Origin of the sequence: Pseudomonas inefficax, assembly GCF_900277125.1 — a bacterium.
Lineage (GTDB): Bacteria > Pseudomonadota > Gammaproteobacteria > Pseudomonadales > Pseudomonadaceae > Aquipseudomonas > Aquipseudomonas inefficax.
This window is the reverse complement of sequence record NZ_OPYN01000001.1, coordinates 189,043-204,896: the sequence shown is the minus strand read 5'-3', so window position 1 is coordinate 204,896 and position 15,854 is coordinate 189,043. Positions and strand designations below refer to the sequence as shown.

Genomic DNA, 15,854 nt, shown 5'->3' with positions numbered 1-15,854 from the left:
GGAGCAGGCCACGGTTGTCACCCGCTGTAACAAGATGCCTTTGTTCTAAGCACTCTGACTAGGTTGCAAGCGAATATGACAGTTGTGTTTCTGTAGTGTTAACGGAGGAGTTTGAAACCTAACAAAACTGTTACCGAACAAGCCAGTCCTTCTTATCAAAAAAGCTCTTCTTGATCAATCTTCGAATTTCCAAAACCTGCGGATTGCGGACAAGCTTCGTTTTGATAACAAGATAGACATCTTTCTCCTCCAGGTCGTCCAGGAAACCCGGCACGGGTAGGATATTTCTCTCCAGTTTTCGGCTGTAGTCGGGCAGCACTCCAATACACGCACCGCCAACGACAAGGCCTCGTGATAGGTTGTAGCTCTTGACCCGAGTGGTACCGCCCTGATGCTCAGCCATTATCGATGCCCACTTTCGTGAGCCCGCCAAGATCTCTTCATCCCAAGGGACAACGAGCATGAAGTTGTGCAAATCCAAGCTCTCCACTGGAAGGGTGACGCTTCTTGAATAGCGGCTGGAAATGAACAGGGCGTGCCCAATCCGGCCAAGCCTTTCAAACCTATACGTAGGATGGCGATCAAGCGCGCCTTTATCATCTGGGCTCACCAAAGCGATACCCACATCGACTTCACACTCAGAAAGCATCTGCGTTGTGCATTCTGAATGGATTTCCAGCTGCATTTCGGCATGATCACGCACGTAGGCGACTAGATCGCGGTTTACGATGTCGTTCAGCACTGGCTCTGTGATCGCGATGGTAAGCCTGGGGACTTCCTTTTCACCGGACTTGCCAAGGCCGTCTGGGCCGAAGAGCTGGCACAGGTAATGGCTGACCCTCTCGCCTGTGCGGGTCAGGGCAAGCTTGTTGTGTTTGTAGACAAACACGGGAGCACCAATGTGCTCTTCCAGTTTCTCCAAGCGTTTCCGCAGGCCTACCACTGGCACATTGAGCCCTCGGGCAGCCTGTTTGAAACTGGCACAACGTGCTGTTGCGAAAAACTCTACGGCCAGCTGATCATCAATTGGCAAATCATCCAATATGTCAGGGCTGTAAGGAACAACGCTGCTTGTATATGTTTCATTTTGTGTAACCATTAGGTCCCCCTTAATTCGGGGAATCTATCTCAATGCCACCCGGTGTTTCCTTATCTTGTCAACATTGTAATCCACGGGTCATGCATGCGTTATCGGAAGGCTTTTATTTCGAAAGCGTAATTTTCAGGCAATCCCTCTGATATTGTAGCGTGCTAGCCTAGTGCGCCGACTTGTTACTTACCATATATAGATTCGGCTAATTACGCATTTACATTTAGTTCACTATTTTTTCACCTTTGCCTCCATAGGCTTTGGGCATGGAAAATCAAACCCCACCTCTTACTACCTTACTGATTCGTTATCTGGGGATCGGCTTCATAGCAACGGGAGTCCATTATGCGGTGTTCCTATTGCTGGTTACGACAGAATTCGTTACTCCGTTACTGGCCAGTATCTGTGGCGGCATGGTTGGCGCAATCGCGAGCTTCATTGGAAATAGGGCGCTCTGTTTTGTGGCAGATGGCTCTCGTAAGTTTCAGCCTGTCAGGTTTGCACTGGTCGCGTTAACCACAAACTTCGGCAATGGCGTGGGTATGTGGTTCCTCATCAAGTCGAATCTGTCACCGCTCATCTCCCAAGTCGTAGTGACCTTAAGCCTCACTGCACTTGGATTCATTGCACATCGTTTTTGGACATTCAATCATGCAGACATTACATCGCTTTCCCGAGCGCCCTGATCCCTTGTTAACCATCGTGGTCCCTTGCTTCCAGGAAGAGGAAACCATCCCCGAGTTCCACCAGCGAATCACCCGCGTGGTGAAGCGCTTACCCGTCTCCTGCGAAATCCTCTATGTCGACGACGGCAGTAATGACCGGACGGCCGACATTCTTCGCCACTATCAGGATGGGTCATCTGTACGTTGCCTGTCCCTGAGTCGCAACTTCGGCAAAGAGGCTGCACTGAGCGCCGGGATAGACCATGCCCGTGGCAGTGCGCTGATCTTCATTGATGTCGACCTGCAGGATCCACCAGAGCTCATCGCGGCCATGGTGGACTACTGGCAACGCGGCTACGACGTGGTGAACATGCAGCGCAACCTGAGAATCGGTGATTCGTGGTTCAAGCGCATGAGTGCCCGGGCTTACTACTGGGTCATGCAGCGCCTGGTGGAGAAGGTGGACATGCCGGCCGATGTCAGCGATTTCCGATTGATTGGGCCTGCGCCGCTGGCAGCCCTGCGGGCCCTGGATGAACGCTCCAGGATTCTCAAAGGCATGATCGGCTGGGTAGGCTTTCGTACCATCGAACTCCCCTACAATCGCACTGTTCGCCATGCCGGGAGCACCAAATGGAATGCAGCTGGCCTGTTCAATCTGGCCATCGAGAGCATCGTCAGCTTCTCTCGCAAACCACTGCGCATTTTCAGCCTCATCAGTTTCGGTCTTTTCGTCTCCAGCATCTGCTACATGCTTGCGTCGCTTGTGGCAGGCAGTTTCGACATCCATCACCTGATCGTCGGAATGGCTTCATTCATGTGCGTCGGTGTCGCCATGGTGGGGGAGTACCTGGGCGTGACACTCGCGGAAGTGAAGCGCCGGCCTCTCTATTTCCTGAAGCACAGCAACAAGGCAGATCCCGTGTCACTCCACCCTTCGATGGCTTCGATCGAGGGTAAGAAATGCTGAACCTGAAGAACGAGAGGACGCTGTGGTGGGTCCTGGGTTCGATTTTGCTATTGCGTTTGGTGGGGCTGGGCATCTACCCGCTGATGGACACATCTGAGGCCCGTTACGCTGAAATGGCTCGCAAGATGGTCGAGTTGAATGACTGGATCACGCCCATGTTCGACTACGGGGTACCGTTCTGGGGCAAGCCTCCGTTGTCCTTCTGGACCCAGGCCGCGAGCATGACGGTCTTCGGCGTTAACGAGTTCGCTGCGCGCTTCCCAGCGTGGCTACTCCACCTGGCAAGCTGTTTCATCATCATCAAACTCGGCACGCAGCAGATTTCTCGTAACGCCGGCATCTGGGCTGCCATTATTTTTTCCAGCACCACACTTGGCCTGGTCTCCAGCGGTGTTGTGCTGACTGACCCTGTTTTGTCGTTCTCGATTCTGCTGGCCAGCTACGGTTTCTGGCGTTGGATGAAGTGCGCCAGCAAGGCGGATGCCTACCTGATGTTCGCAGGTCTCGGGCTGGGCTTGCTTGCCAAAGGGCCGCTGACCCTGGTGCTTATGGGGGCGCCGGCATTCGCCTGGTTCGTTATCTACAAGGAATGGGGACGGGTACTGAGGCTTCCCTGGATTAGCGGCCTTGTACTCATGTTCGGTATATCCGTGCCATGGTATGTCGCGGCCGAGATGAAAACGCCCGGCTTCATGGAGTACTTCTTCGTTGGTGAGCACTGGAGCCGCTACGTCGTCAGTAACTGGGCAGGGGACCTCTATGGTAGTGCTCATGCCAAGCCGTACGGCAGCATCTGGATCCAGCTCGGATTGTCGCTACTGCCATGGGCCTTGTTTCTACCACTGTTGATCCGCAAGCGTGGATCGATGCAGCGCTTCAAAGCCTACCTCTGGCTGTGGGCCTTGGCGACACCGGTCTTCTTCACATTTGCAGGCAACATTCTGTGGACCTACCTGCTACCCGCGCTGCCAGCGTGGGCATTGCTGCTGTCTGCACGGGTCAGCGAAGTTGGCCCGAAGACCACCTGGGCTGCCGCTGCGAGCGCATTGGTGTTGCCAATCATCGGTGCGGGCATCATCTACGCCGGGGTACTAGAGGAGCGCCCTCAGAATCAGCGGGATGTGGTTCAAGCCTGGCTCAATGTGCAGTCTGCTCATTCCGCTCCCCTGATCTATCCTGGCCGCCGCTCATACTCGTCGGAGTTTTACAGCAGCGGGAAGTCCGAGAACATCAAGGATCCTGCCAAGTGGCCGCGGGATGGCTCGTTCTATCTGTCCAGGCGCTTGCGAGACAGCAAGGATGGTCTGCCCGCTGATCTAGCTTGCACATCGATCACCGAAGCGAACGCCAGCCAGCTCCTGCTGTGCCATTGGAAACGCCCCGCACAAGGTGCCGAGGGTCTGGCCGGAGAAAGCAATGCGGAAACGCCTCGCAAGAACGAAGGCTAAATTCCAAGCACAAAAAAGCCAGGTTTTACCCTGGCTTTTTTGTCGATTTCTTTCGTCATTTGAAGTCCTATTTAACCGCCGATTAATTGTCGGCTTGTTCCTTACCATCCTTGCTTTCTTTCTTTTGCTCTTGAGCGACTTGTTGTTTGTTCTGGTCCGAAGAGTCATCGCTCCATAGGCGAGCCTGTTCGGTTCGGAAGTTCTCGTTGAACTGTTTCGTTCGCTCGAAGCCGCCTTCAGCGTAAGCGGTACCCATGAGACCCAGCAGCAGGCTGCCAATAGCGATAGATTTGACAAATTTCATTGTGAACCTCGGTTCATACTAGGCCAACCTGATTAGCGGCCTTTGTTGGTTTGTAGTTTAGGAACGCGAAGCTAACGACAAGGTGAGTCAATAATTACAATTCCGTAATTTTGGCTGCAGATAGGATGCGTTAAATCTTCAAATCTGGAAGGATCATGTCTATCTCGGCACTGTCGAGGGCGACTTCGAATTTTCTCTTAAATTACAATTTTGATATCTAGCGCGTTAATTCAGCGCGGCGTTGTTGGCCGCCCTAGGAGATAGCCATGAATGACATAGAGCCCTGGGCAGTTGCTATCGGTGACTTTCGCCGCTGCACTGAAAAACTCACTGTCCAGCTCGATGAGCTGACCTCGCAGACGCGCACCTCCAGCGCTGTTCTGGAGAGGTCGAACGAACTGGTGGAGCAGGTGGACGCTGTCGGCCGGCAGATTCAGGAGGAGGTGCGAAAGGCGGAGAAGGCTTGGTCGAACGCGGAGGAGGTTGCCTTGCGCGCCGCTGCATCAGCGTATTCAGCTGCATGCCGCGGAGTCGACACCGCCATCCAGCCACTGATCTCGGAGCTTACAGCAGCGACAAAGGCGGCGGACGCCTCTATCCAGGAGCTCAAGCGGGCACCGGTGCTGGCCAAGCGTTATGTGATGGTGGTCGCCACGGCGTTCTTCATTCTGGCGCTGATCTGTGTCTACTCGACCATGCGCCTGATCGATGCCGCCGGCAGCGTAAGTGCTCAAGAGAAAGTGAATGCTCAGTACTTCTCACACCTGTGGAAAAACGCCAATCCTGACGAACAGAAGATTATTAAGTCGGTGATTCTGCGGTCGCCCATGGACCCTGTGGTCCTTCGGCACTGATGCATTGAGGCAAACAAAAGGCCCGTCGATTGACGGGCCTAATCGTGTCTGCGCAATTTAAGCGGCGGTCATTGCCGGCTGCATTTGCTGGGCTTCCGGAAAGTGAAGGTGGAACCAGGTGAAGTTTTCTTCGGTCACCTCCACGCTCGCCGATCCCTGGTGCAGACTCATGATCGACTGCACAATGGCCAAGCCAAGACCGGTACCGCCTTCGCTCCGTGCTCGGCTCTTGTCCACACGGTAGAACCGCTCAAACAAGTGCGCGTGGTGTTCCTTGGCAATACCACGGCCGGGGTTGCCGACACTCAACGTCGTACCGCTCGCACTATGCTGCACCTTAACGTAGACCGTGCGGCCGCGAGGGCAGTAACGGATCGCGTTCGAGACCAGATTCGAGACGGCACGTTGAACCATCAGGCGATTCCCGCGCACCACGTCATCACTGCCGGAGATCTGCAGCTGAATCTCGCCTTCTTCTGCTGAAATGCTGAAGAGCTCGCACACTCGCTGAACCTCGTCGACCAAGGAGACGGATTCGAACTCCACCATTGATGCTGGATGACTGACCTGGGCCAAGAACAGCATGTCGGAAACCATGCGGCTCATGCGGTCCAGCTCTTCTGTGCACGACTCCAGAACCTCCCGGTACTCGGAAAGCGATCGTTCTCTGGTCAAGGCAACCTGGGCCTTGCCCATCAGGTTGGAAAGCGGTGCTCGAAGTTCGTGAGCAAGGTCGTCAGAAAACTGCGAGAGCTGCTGAACCCCATCATCCAGGCGAGCCAGCATGATGTTGATGCCGTCGGCGAGCATTTTGAGTTCTGCCGGCATCCCATCAGTTGGAAGGCGATGGTCGAGGCTCTCGGTTGAGATTTTCGAGGCGATCTTGAGGAACTTGGTCAGTGGTAGCAGGCCTCTGCGCACAGTCCACCAGCCAATGGCCAAGATCAGTGCGAGGATGACGGGGGACATCATCAAGGCCCAGGTCAGCAACGCATCGAGCAGCGCCTCACTGGATGACTGGTCCATGGTCATATAGACGCTGACCTCTGTTCCATCGCCCAAACGCATGATTCGAGAAGCACTCAGCAGAGGACGGTCCTGCGTATCACGCCATTCGTGCTCTTTGGGCTGGGCCGCCGGCTGAAACTTGTGCACCTCCAGATTGACCTGTTTCGAGCCAATCGAGAGCAGGGGAGTCTGATTCTGTGAGGTATCGAATATGCTCACATACAGGTTGTTGTGGCCCATGACCAAATCGACAAGCTGATGCGCATCCGCGTTGACGCCGGAGATGTCCGGGATGGTGGACAGGTTGTGAGCCATCCCCGCCATCTTTACTTCCAGGTCTGCTCTGGCATTTCTTTCCAGAGCCTTGCCTACCATCAGATAGCCAAAGGTGGCGAACAGAAGCAGCAACGCTGCGCTCATCAACCCAACTTTTAACCCCAGCTTTGCAGCCAGGCTGAATGGCCTCATGCGCGTTCCTCAAAAACGTACCCAACGCCACGAAGCGTGTGAATGAGCTTGGTTTCAAACGGGTCATCGATCTTCGAGCGCAAGCGCCGGATGGCTACATCGATGACATTGGTGTCGCAATCGAAATTCATATCCCAGACCAACGAGATGATCTGAGAGCGAGTCAGCGCTTCGCCCGTTCGGCTCATGAGCAGGTGCAGAAGCGCAAATTCCTTGGTGGTGAGATCGATGCGTGTGCCACCGCGGAAGACGCGATGGCGGACGGAGTCGAGTTCCAGATCGGCAATTTTCAGCGAGCTCTTCTCGACTAACTCATCACCACGGCGTTGCAGCGAACGGATGCGAGCAAGCAGCTCAGGGAATTCGAATGGCTTCACAAGGTAGTCATCCGCGCCGCCGTCCAAGCCCTTGAGCTTGTCATTGATGCGTCCGCGGGCGGTCAGCATGATGATGCGGACCCGGCTGGTCTTACGGATGGTTTCCAGCAGGTCCCAGCCGTCGATACCCGGGAGGTTCACGTCCAGGAGGACCAACGAATAGACATTAGTGTTGAACAAGTGCAGAGCATCTACACCGTTGTGCACGATATCTACGACATACCCGCTTTCGGATAGGCCCTGCTGAAGATATTCGGCAGTTTTAATTTCGTCTTCCACAACTAGAACGCGCATAACTTATCTCAAGGTGTGAGGAAGGAGTTGGCCTAATCCGCCAAGATTATGGTTGCAGGCTGTTCGAAAGTTTGGCTGAGGGTATGGCATGTGGTAGTCGCTACCTCTGTCCATACGCCGGGTCACCTGAGGACGCTTGAATCTTAACGCGAAGAAGCTGGCCGCGGCGAAATCCTACAAATTTGTAATGTAGCCGCAAGATTTCTGACAGTCATGCAGGCTCCACCCCTAAGCATAGCGGATTCTGGGGCCTGCGGCGGTGTATGACAGATTCGCCTGGCAGGTGGAATCGGCCAGGACAGGCAGCATTTCGGTCGTTAGCTTGCAAGGACTGGTACTGGCCTTGGATCGAGGGCGCCACGCAGGCAGACCCCATGCACGGCCGCAAACCGCAGCGCCTTTCTGCAAATTAGTTCACGTGGCGGCTCGATATTCTCTCGAATAATTATCTTACAATCTATTACATGTCCAAATTGTAATTGCCCGATCATCTTGGTGTTAGCCTCCTTTGCTAGTTTAAGGGCAGCGGAAGAGGCATCGCTGCTTTGGAAATTGTCTCATTTCAAAGCAGCTTGGCAAGAGCACCGAGCAGTTGTTCGCGCCAGTGCATTCACCTGTAAACCATACGCTCCTTTGGTAGGTGAATTTTAGCGCCCCCCTACGGGCGCTTTTTTATTAAGGGACTTCTTATGAACACTACTGTATCAGCGATCGCCGTGTTTTTGCTCTTTACATCACTAACAGCCAATGCCCAAAGCGGTATGGAGATCAATAAACGCATCGAGCGTACTGCTAGAGAGGCTACAGCGGATTATGCTCAACGCGTAAAAAAGCCCATGCCTCAACTAGAAGACTACGCCTATGGCATGGACCTGGACGTTGGTAAGTTGGTGTATGTATCACCCAGTGTGCGGTACTGCGGTAATGTAAGAAGCATGATGACCTACGAAGACTCGAAAGGCGAACTGCACATGGTTCGCTACCTGGTGAAGGGCGAGTGTGTTAATAGCCGTTAAGACTCATCAAGATGATCCCTGCGGCCACCGGATCATAGAAGCTCAATGCCGAACCGGCGCAGCAGTATGGCGAAGCCTCCGAAGCTGGCCATTGTGATGAGGATGCTGCTGATCAGTGTCGGCCAAAAGCCGAGCTTAGGTAGCAGCAATGGAAAAGCAATAAACATCGGTAGGGTCGGAAGCACGTACCAGAACGTGTACCAAGCATGGTTGGAGATCTTCTCCATGCTCTGGTTCTCTAAATAGAGCCAGACCAACGTCACGACCGTGACCAAGGGTAGGGCGGCGACCAAGCCGCCCAGCTTGTCGCTGCGTTTCGCCAGCTCTGACACGAGAATCACTATACCGGCAGTGAGTAGGTACTTCGTGATGATCCAGGCCATCGCTGAGCCTTCTGGAGGTTGTTGACGAGGGCAGGCGAAGCCATTCACCAACCCCCTTGAAGCGCTCCTGCCGTTTACGGCATCCCTCACCGCATTTTTTTTGCAACATCACCCTCAGCCAGGAGGGTGATGTGTTTGCATGGTGTTTACCGATCGGTCAGTGCGAGGGTGAGGGAACGCTCTCGTGGAAAGCTGCCCGCTCGATCTGGATGGTGCAGTGATGGATTTCGAATGCATCGCTGACAGCATCCACGACGGCCGCCAACACAGCATCCCCATCTGCAGAATCCCGAACCACTACGTGCGACGTCATCACGTTACTGCCACTGCTGACAGCCCACACGTGCAAGTCATGAACGTCCGTCACGCCATCTACTCCGAGGATGGTGGCCTCGATTGCCGTAACGTCGAGCCCCCTCGGGACACCCTCCATGAGGATCCCCAGGCTTTCGCGAAGCAACTGCCACGTCCGCGGCAGAACCCAAAGGCCGATCGCCACAGCGACAATCGTGTCGACCCAGGTCCAGCCGGTGAAGCGGATGATAAGTGCCGCGATGATTACGCCAAGCGAGCCGAGCATGTCGCTCCAAACTTCGAGGTAGGCTCCTTTGACGTTGAGGCTTTCGTTGCTCGCAGATGCCAGAAGGCGCATCGAAATTAGGTTGATGATCAGGCCGGCGATTGCGATCCACATCATCGCTCCGGTAGCGATCTCCGCCGGCATGAAGAAGCGCTGGTAGGCCTCATACAAGATGTACATCGCCACCAGGAAGAGCAGCACGGCGTTGAACGTCGAAGCCAGAATTTCCAGGCGCGCATAGCCGAAGGTTCTTTTCTGATCCGCCGGCCGCTTGGCTATCTGAAGTGCAATCAGTGAGATCGCCAAGGCGGCAGTATCTGTGAACATGTGAGATGCGTCCGACAGCAGCGCCAGGCTGCCGGTAATCCACGCACCGATCACTTCTGCAATCATGAAGCTGCCAGTCAAGCCGAGCGCCATGATTAGCTTCTTCTGATGCCCCTCGCGTACTGCAGCGCTGCCATGGTCATGATTTGAACCCACGTATTTCTCCTTGCGCAGGGTTGTGGTCTCGTTGGCCTTCCTGTCTACCTAGCCTTAGAGCGTCGCTTGGCCACAGTGACTGCAAAATCTTGCTCCTGCACTCAGCAGCGAGCCGCAGGCGGTGCAACCACTCGATAGCGGTGTTCCGCAGTTTAGACAAAAGCGTGCTGACGGATCGTTGGCCGTCCGGCACTGCCTGCAGCCCTGCAGATCTTTGATGGGGGCAGGAGTGGGAGGGCGCCCGCCGTCATACACCTGATTACCGCCGTCGCAGCCCTGCTGCCGGCCATGGCGATCATATTGCTCGGCCCCATGTCCCCCGCTGTGGTGCTTGCCTCCACCGTGGTTTCCACGGCCATGGTGCCCGCCCAGGATGTTTTTGAAAAAGCTCATGGTATTCGCCCCTCATTGATGGGTGACATATTAACGAGCAAAAGTTGAAAATAATATTCTGCTCGCGAGAAAGACTTGTAAGTTGAATTGAAAGTTCAAAATTAGCCTACGACAAAACGAAACCGTTTTGTTTGTGAAATTAAATTTATCTAGCTGAGCGGAGCATTGCTTTTGGTGGGTAGTATCCCCCTAATTTTGATCATAGCGTGATCAATGACAATCAAAACAGCAGTAATTGGATTTCTGTCAGCATTGTAATCCCGAGGTCATCGTGTCGTTATCAGGTCCCGGAAATAATGCGCTCAGCGAGATTCATTTCTCTTTTTATCCCTATGCCTCACACATACTAAGCGTCCCCAACGCCTAGGGGCCTAAGGCCTCTGACGCTCCGCACATTGCGCAATCGCTCAGCATCTGTCGACGGTTTGCCTTGTAGCTCCCGCTAACTCCATAGCTACCGCCATGGATAAGCAGCTTCCAGAGTTTGATAATGACACCTTCCAAATCCATTGTTCACACCCTGTTAAGCAAATGGATCTTTGCTATTCGCAATGCGCGGCAGAAAGGCATCAGTACTAATTTGCTAATCGGCCTGGTGACTTTTTGGTTACTGCTATTCGCGAACGCTGAGCTCTGGAACGTGCTCTGGAAGCTGGTATTCAAAACCGATGAAGTGAACTGGCAGCTAGCGGCTAGCCTCCCAGTCATAGTATTCGCATGGGTGTTTACCGTTCTGAGCTTGCTGTCATGGGGGCGGCTGGCCAAACCCATACTGTGCCTGGTACTGATCAGCGCGTCTTTTGCGAGTTACTTCATGAATGCCTACGGCATCGTGATCGATTACACAATGTTCACCAACGTTGTGGAGACCGACGTCGCTGAGGCAACCGAGCTGCTGAATTGGAAGCTCGGTCTTTGGGTCGCAATGGTTGGGGTGTTGCCCGTCTACCTGATTGCCCGGGTTCCCCTCCGGCGCAAGCCTTGGGCCAAAGCTTTGGTCAGCAGGTTCATTGCTCTGTCGCTCGCTCTGTTGACCTTATCTGGCATCGCGTTGAGTCAGTACCAGTCGTATGCCTCCTTGCTGCGCAACAATCGGGAGATCCGGCTGATTCTGGTACCTACCAACTTGTTTGCGGCTGGCCATGGGTACCTGAAGCGTCAGCTGGCCTCACCTAAAACGCTGACGGCCATTGGTACTGATGCGGTAGTTAATCGACAGGGTGCGGCTCGTAAACCCAGGCTGCTGGTACTGGCAGTAGGAGAGACCGCTCGCTCCGCCAACTTCTCCCTCAACGGCTACTCCCGTGAAACGAATCCGGAACTAGAAAAGCGAAATGTCATTAGCTTCACGAACGTGAGCTCCTGCGGTACCGCTACCGCGGTCTCGCTGCCATGCATGTTCCTGGACGTGGGTAAGGCCCAGTACAAAGATGGCTTGGCCAAGAGCCGAGAAGGGCTGCTCGACGTGCTTCAACGCGCTGGCATCAGTGTCATGTGGACTGACAACAACTCGGGGTGCAAAGGGGTCTGCGACAGGGTTCCCAACCACAAGGCTGCCTCTCACGCGGATTCCCAACTGTGCACCAGCGAGGAGTGTAAGGACGGGGTGCTGCTCACGGAGATGCAAGACTTCATCAAGCGCCAGGAAGGCGATGCTGTCCTGGTGCTCCACTACAAAGGCAGTCACGGCCCGGCCTACTACAAGCGCTACCCCTCGCAATTCAAGAAATTCGCACCGGTGTGCGAGACCAACGAGCTCGACAAATGTAAGCAGGAGGAGGTGGTCAATGCCTACGACAACTCAATCCTCTACACCGATTATGTGACTGCAAATCTCATCGATATCCTGGCGGCCAACACCAAGTTCGACACTGCGCTGATGTACGTTTCGGACCACGGCGAATCGCTGGGGGAGGGTGGGCTCTATCTACACGGGCTGCCTTACGCGATGGCTCCTGACGAGCAAACAAAGGTGCCGTTGGTACTTTGGATGTCTGACTCGCTCGCGAAGAGCGAAAAGGTCAACGTGGGTTGTTTGAAAGCTCAAACCACGTCACCGCTGAGCCACGACAACCTGTTCCACACCGTGCTCGGCATGATGAACGTCCAGACGTCTTCGTATCGCTCAGCGCTGGATTTCACTGCCCCTTGTAAGCCCTTTGTCGGAGGCTCTTATTCTGGCCTCTGAATGTTCGATGTGGACCGGATCATCGGCCAGGCGGTTCTGCACCAGCCTGCTTTGACAGCTGAGAGAAGCTGGACTAATTACATAGCTGCATTCAACAACCCAAGCGGAAAAGGAAGTTTTGCATGAGCATCAAGCCAGGCCCAAAGCGCACCAATGAAGATGGCACTCCGGACAAAAGGCAGCGAGTCACCCCTGAAAAGCAGAAGGACCATCCGGACCTGAAACCCCACAAGCACAAAAAGGGGGAGTAAGAAAAAAGCAGCTCTCGGGAGCTGCTTTTTTTTTGGGGCTGTGTGCAAACCCTCCCGACCGTCTCGCTGATCAATCGGACCGCGTCGTGAGTCTTCCGCTTGGCTTGATGGATTCTGAAGCTACCTCCGGATCGGTTATCCCTTCAGTGCGGACGACGAGACTGATATCCCAGAGCGTTGAGCTGATACTCGCTGACAGCCCGAAATTGTGATTCTGCGATTTGACGCAGGCGCTCAACCTCTTCGGCAGATGAGCCAGAAGCCTGCGCCTCGTGGTATTGCTTCATCGCATCCACTGCGTCGGTATACATGGGGTGGTCGGGGAGAAGAGCTGGTATCTTTTTCGTCATGTAGCGGCAGGTCCTCACTGGATAGTCGACGGTGGTTTACCTGCTTTGAGGAGCTGAAAATCAATGACCGCCTGATAGAGCGAATCTGCCAATAGGTGAAGACGCTGTACCTCAAGGTCTGGCAATCCAGCAGCCTCCGCTTCGTGGGCCTGTCGGATAGCTTCAAGCGCTTGCCTCATCAGTGGCTCACCAGCCTCGACCATTCCAATGAATGTGCGCTTCACAACATTTTGCTCCACTCAGCTGAAGATGAATTATAGGACACCGCGGCGTGGCAAGGCCCCGAGCAGCACAGGTGTTCGACGTCCGGCTGAACGAACCAATGAGGAGCGCGCTGGCCTGGGGAGTGGCCAGGGCGCGTGTCATAGCTACGTTGTAAACCACTTTTTTCACTGTAAACCACTGTGGTTTACAGTGAAAAAAAGTGGTTTACAGCAGGCCTCCTCAGGCCTGAGTCAGCTCCAGCAGATCGCCCAGTTCCTCCCGGGCCATCTTCACTCTATCCATTCTGCGATAAGGATGATCAACCGGCATCCGGATAAGAGATTCGAACCAAGCCGAATCGAATTTGATGACTTCCTTGTGAATGTGCTCAAGCTCACCTCCGCGAGGCTGTGACACTACAAACTCCATGCTTTCAACCAAGCCAGACGCTTCACTGTCTTTGACGATTCGATGGCGGATGAAACTCATTTTGAGATCAAAATATGCCGCCTTCGAACCAGGCACCTTCTTCGATTCCAGCCGACCAGTGCTGCTGATTTCCGCCCCCGGCACCTCAGCGGCAATAGCTTTCACCAGCTCAGCATTTCCACTGACCTTCTGGCCAAACAGGCGGGTGGCGTCCGACATGTAAGCAAAGATCCATGGCACATTGCGAAGCGTCGCGCCGGTATAGAGGTAGCCACGCTCTCCCTTGTAACGCTGCAGCATGCCTCTCAACGCGTTCTCGGAAAGGACCAGTTGGGTCTCTTTCTCCAGGATGTAAACCACGCGATCGAACTGTTCGATCAATAGCTTGAGAATCTTCCGCGGGACGCCGTCAAACCTGGTTTTTCGTTCTGTTTTCTTATGCTGGCGAGGCTTGAAGTACGGGCAATCGTTACGGGCCTCACTATCAAATGGAGCGATGCCGCGAATGCTCTTAGTAGCATGTTTCCCGAATGGGTTCTTCACGTTAGGCGGTAGCTCATACAGCCCAACCAGCTGGACAGGGTTGTCGCATGCCGGGCATACAGCAAACTGAGCTAGCTTGCCCGCACTTCCAGGCTGGTACCACGGATCTCTGCGGAAGGTCTCGGCCTCGAAACCTTCCTTGTCGATGATCTTGCTTTCTGTGTCTTCGATGCGGAGCTTATAGACATCCATCTTTGCTGAAACCGTATCAATAGAGGGTTTCTGGATGGTAACGAGCGAGGATAGGCAGCAGTAGGCCTAACTGACCCTTTTGGTGGTCACCCACTGGTTTGAGGCCAGCCCAAAGCATGCCTGATCGACCTGGGCGGGCCCTAGAAACAACTAACCCCCTGATGCGCAGTACAGGTCTGGGACCTGCCCGAGGCGTGGGGGCTATTCTTGGAGCGACAGTGACACCGGCTCCGGAGAAAATCAATTGGTTTGTAGAGCAGCCGGTCAGCTAAGGTCAAACCCAGATCCTAAAGGGGAGGCCGATAGCAGCTCAGTCAGCATCATCGGCACCTTCTTCATCTTCATCGGTATCCCCAACACTGAGCCAGTCGTGAAGGTTGTACCGCACGAAGTCTTCCGCATCGAGCATGGTAAAGTCTTGTAGCACCGTGACGTCTGCTCCACCGAAGTACAGCCCATCGTTGAGATTTCTGGCCACCCCGAGCACTTCATTCAGCTGGTCGTGCAGCTCATTTGCGCGCCTGGCGTGCTCTCGTTTGGTCAAAAACCGGAACACCACCTCGTAGGGCTCAGGGGTGGTATTACCCGCTTTGCTTCAAGCCGCAGGAGTTGCAGGTCCGTTGCAGCTTGATGGTTTTACTTAAGGAGCCAAGCCAGCTCTCCAATCCGCAGATGCTGTGCACATTTTTTTGCACATATCTCACGCCACGATACCCCAGTAGATTCAGGCTTTTCGCAGCCTTTGCATAGGTGAGTCGCGATGGATTTCTACACATCTCAATGAGGAAACCTAAGCTCCGTTTTCCACGTATTCCTCCGCTACAGAACGCTTTTCTGCGGTGTGTCCCCTGACATTCGCTTTTCAGGGCGAGCTATGGGGGCCACTCAAGACGGCTATCTTTTGCCTGGCACCAATGAAAAGGCCCTCAATATTGAGGGCCTTAAATTCAATGCGGATCCGTCACGCGGGCATTTTTTGCAGCTGTCGAACTCGATCATGGACCACAAATTTAATGATTCCTTTGACATCGTTGGTGCAGTTTTCAAAGGCAAGGCGCGATACCACCTGGCGACCCTCCTTCAGAATCAGCGCCCCGATCAACTCGTCGACGAAGGACTGAGTGACATCGTTCCCAGCGAAATCTATGACAACGCTCTCACCACTGCTGAGCGAGCGTTCGATTTCGGTACGGTAGGGGATCGCTGAAGCTCGCATTCCGTACGTTCGGATAGAACTATCCCTACTTAATCGAATTTGAGTTTGCATGTCGTAACCCCTTGTATTGCATAATCCTTTTTTGCAGCCCGAGAGTTTCAGTTGACGCTGAATCTCCCATTTACCGCTCCTTGCATGATCGACTCTA

General features: G+C 54.2%; 19 protein-coding genes. 7 read left to right on the top strand and 12 right to left on the bottom strand.

Annotated features, from left to right (window positions below; translation table 11 throughout):
- Positions 1–130: 130 nt before the first annotated feature.
- On the bottom strand, positions 131–1,099 hold the full coding sequence (locus JV551A3_RS01015) for a LysR family transcriptional regulator (RefSeq protein ID WP_011953108.1): 969 nt from the start codon (positions 1,097–1,099) through the stop codon (positions 131–133).
- A gap of 257 nt (positions 1,100–1,356) precedes the next feature.
- Between JV551A3_RS01015 and JV551A3_RS01010 the strand changes: the two genes are divergently transcribed.
- The 3 genes from JV551A3_RS01010 to JV551A3_RS01000 are packed head-to-tail and all read left to right on the top strand — an operon-like array spanning position 1,357 to position 4,173.
- Positions 1,357–1,776 carry a GtrA family protein gene (locus JV551A3_RS01010; protein ID WP_010951446.1) on the top strand — a complete coding sequence of 140 codons (420 nt, stop codon included), beginning with the start codon at positions 1,357–1,359 and terminating at the stop codon, positions 1,774–1,776.
- Positions 1,742–2,725: a glycosyltransferase family 2 protein gene (locus JV551A3_RS01005; protein ID WP_010951445.1), complete on the top strand. Its 984-nt coding sequence runs from the start codon at positions 1,742–1,744 to the stop codon at positions 2,723–2,725. The genes JV551A3_RS01010 and JV551A3_RS01005 overlap by 35 nt, the downstream gene beginning before the upstream one ends.
- Positions 2,719–4,173: a phospholipid carrier-dependent glycosyltransferase gene (locus JV551A3_RS01000; protein WP_010951444.1), complete on the top strand. Its 1,455-nt coding sequence runs from the start codon at positions 2,719–2,721 to the stop codon at positions 4,171–4,173. The genes JV551A3_RS01005 and JV551A3_RS01000 overlap by 7 nt, the downstream gene beginning before the upstream one ends.
- Before the next feature lie 82 nt (positions 4,174–4,255).
- On the opposite strand, the gene JV551A3_RS00995 is transcribed toward JV551A3_RS01000, so the two are convergent.
- Positions 4,256–4,477: a hypothetical protein gene (locus JV551A3_RS00995; RefSeq protein WP_010951443.1), complete on the bottom strand. Its 222-nt coding sequence runs from the start codon at positions 4,475–4,477 to the stop codon at positions 4,256–4,258.
- Positions 4,478–4,743: 266 nt separating this feature from the next.
- On the opposite strand from JV551A3_RS00995, the gene JV551A3_RS00990 reads away from it, so the two are divergent.
- Positions 4,744–5,331 (top strand): hypothetical protein, encoded by a 588-nt coding sequence (locus JV551A3_RS00990; RefSeq protein WP_010951442.1) that lies wholly within the window; start codon positions 4,744–4,746, stop codon positions 5,329–5,331.
- A gap of 57 nt (positions 5,332–5,388) precedes the next feature.
- Here the strand turns inward: JV551A3_RS00990 and JV551A3_RS00985 are convergent, their stop codons facing one another.
- Both JV551A3_RS00985 and JV551A3_RS00980 read right to left on the bottom strand, forming a co-directional pair.
- Positions 5,389–6,807: a heavy metal sensor histidine kinase gene (locus JV551A3_RS00985; RefSeq protein WP_011953107.1), complete on the bottom strand. Its 1,419-nt coding sequence runs from the start codon at positions 6,805–6,807 to the stop codon at positions 5,389–5,391.
- Positions 6,804–7,478, bottom strand: coding sequence for a heavy metal response regulator transcription factor (locus JV551A3_RS00980; RefSeq protein ID WP_003253457.1), 675 nt, complete (start codon positions 7,476–7,478; stop codon positions 6,804–6,806). Before JV551A3_RS00980 ends, JV551A3_RS00985 begins: the two co-directional genes overlap by 4 nt.
- Positions 7,479–8,167: 689 nt before the next feature.
- Here JV551A3_RS00980 and JV551A3_RS00975 point away from each other — a divergent pair.
- Positions 8,168–8,494, top strand: coding sequence for a DUF2790 domain-containing protein (locus JV551A3_RS00975; protein ID WP_011953106.1), 327 nt, complete (start codon positions 8,168–8,170; stop codon positions 8,492–8,494).
- Positions 8,495–8,526: 32 nt separating this feature from the next.
- On the opposite strand, the gene JV551A3_RS00970 is transcribed toward JV551A3_RS00975, so the two are convergent.
- From JV551A3_RS00970 to JV551A3_RS00960, 3 genes are all read right to left on the bottom strand, one after another.
- A complete protein-coding gene (locus JV551A3_RS00970) occupies positions 8,527–8,877 on the bottom strand; it encodes a DUF3147 family protein (RefSeq protein ID WP_011953105.1) in 351 nt (116 codons plus the stop codon).
- A 157-nt stretch (positions 8,878–9,034) separates the two neighbouring features.
- Positions 9,035–9,940, bottom strand: coding sequence for a cation diffusion facilitator family transporter (locus tag JV551A3_RS00965; protein WP_010951438.1), 906 nt, complete (start codon positions 9,938–9,940; stop codon positions 9,035–9,037).
- A 54-nt stretch (positions 9,941–9,994) separates the two neighbouring features.
- Positions 9,995–10,333: a zinc ribbon domain-containing protein gene (locus tag JV551A3_RS00960; protein ID WP_071890582.1), complete on the bottom strand. Its 339-nt coding sequence runs from the start codon at positions 10,331–10,333 to the stop codon at positions 9,995–9,997.
- Between the two features lie 490 nt (positions 10,334–10,823).
- Between JV551A3_RS00960 and JV551A3_RS00955 the strand changes: the two genes are divergently transcribed.
- Both JV551A3_RS00955 and JV551A3_RS31170 read left to right on the top strand, forming a co-directional pair.
- Positions 10,824–12,521 (top strand): phosphoethanolamine transferase, encoded by a 1,698-nt coding sequence (locus JV551A3_RS00955; protein ID WP_003298414.1) that lies wholly within the window; start codon positions 10,824–10,826, stop codon positions 12,519–12,521.
- 122 nt (positions 12,522–12,643) lie between these two features.
- A complete protein-coding gene (locus JV551A3_RS31170) occupies positions 12,644–12,772 on the top strand; it encodes a hypothetical protein (protein WP_003253468.1) in 129 nt (42 codons plus the stop codon).
- 143 nt (positions 12,773–12,915) lie between these two features.
- Here JV551A3_RS31170 and JV551A3_RS00950 read toward each other — a convergent pair whose 3' ends face one another.
- From JV551A3_RS00950 to JV551A3_RS31285, 5 genes are all read right to left on the bottom strand, one after another.
- The gene (locus JV551A3_RS00950; protein ID WP_011953104.1) at positions 12,916–13,122 is read right to left on the bottom strand and encodes a hypothetical protein; all 207 of its coding nucleotides are present in this window, start codon (positions 13,120–13,122) and stop codon (positions 12,916–12,918) included.
- 14 nt (positions 13,123–13,136) lie between these two features.
- Entirely contained in the window at positions 13,137–13,346 is a 210-nt protein-coding gene (locus JV551A3_RS00945) for a hypothetical protein (protein ID WP_015268418.1), read from the bottom strand.
- Positions 13,347–13,566: 220 nt separating this feature from the next.
- The gene (locus JV551A3_RS00940; RefSeq protein WP_011953102.1) at positions 13,567–14,490 is read right to left on the bottom strand and encodes a hypothetical protein; all 924 of its coding nucleotides are present in this window, start codon (positions 14,488–14,490) and stop codon (positions 13,567–13,569) included.
- Between the two features lie 310 nt (positions 14,491–14,800).
- Positions 14,801–15,034 carry a hypothetical protein gene (locus tag JV551A3_RS00935; protein ID WP_156867445.1) on the bottom strand — a complete coding sequence of 78 codons (234 nt, stop codon included), beginning with the start codon at positions 15,032–15,034 and terminating at the stop codon, positions 14,801–14,803.
- A 417-nt stretch (positions 15,035–15,451) separates the two neighbouring features.
- A complete protein-coding gene (locus JV551A3_RS31285) occupies positions 15,452–15,706 on the bottom strand; it encodes an STAS-like domain-containing protein (RefSeq protein ID WP_128337688.1) in 255 nt (84 codons plus the stop codon).
- Positions 15,707–15,854: the final 148 nt, after the last annotated feature.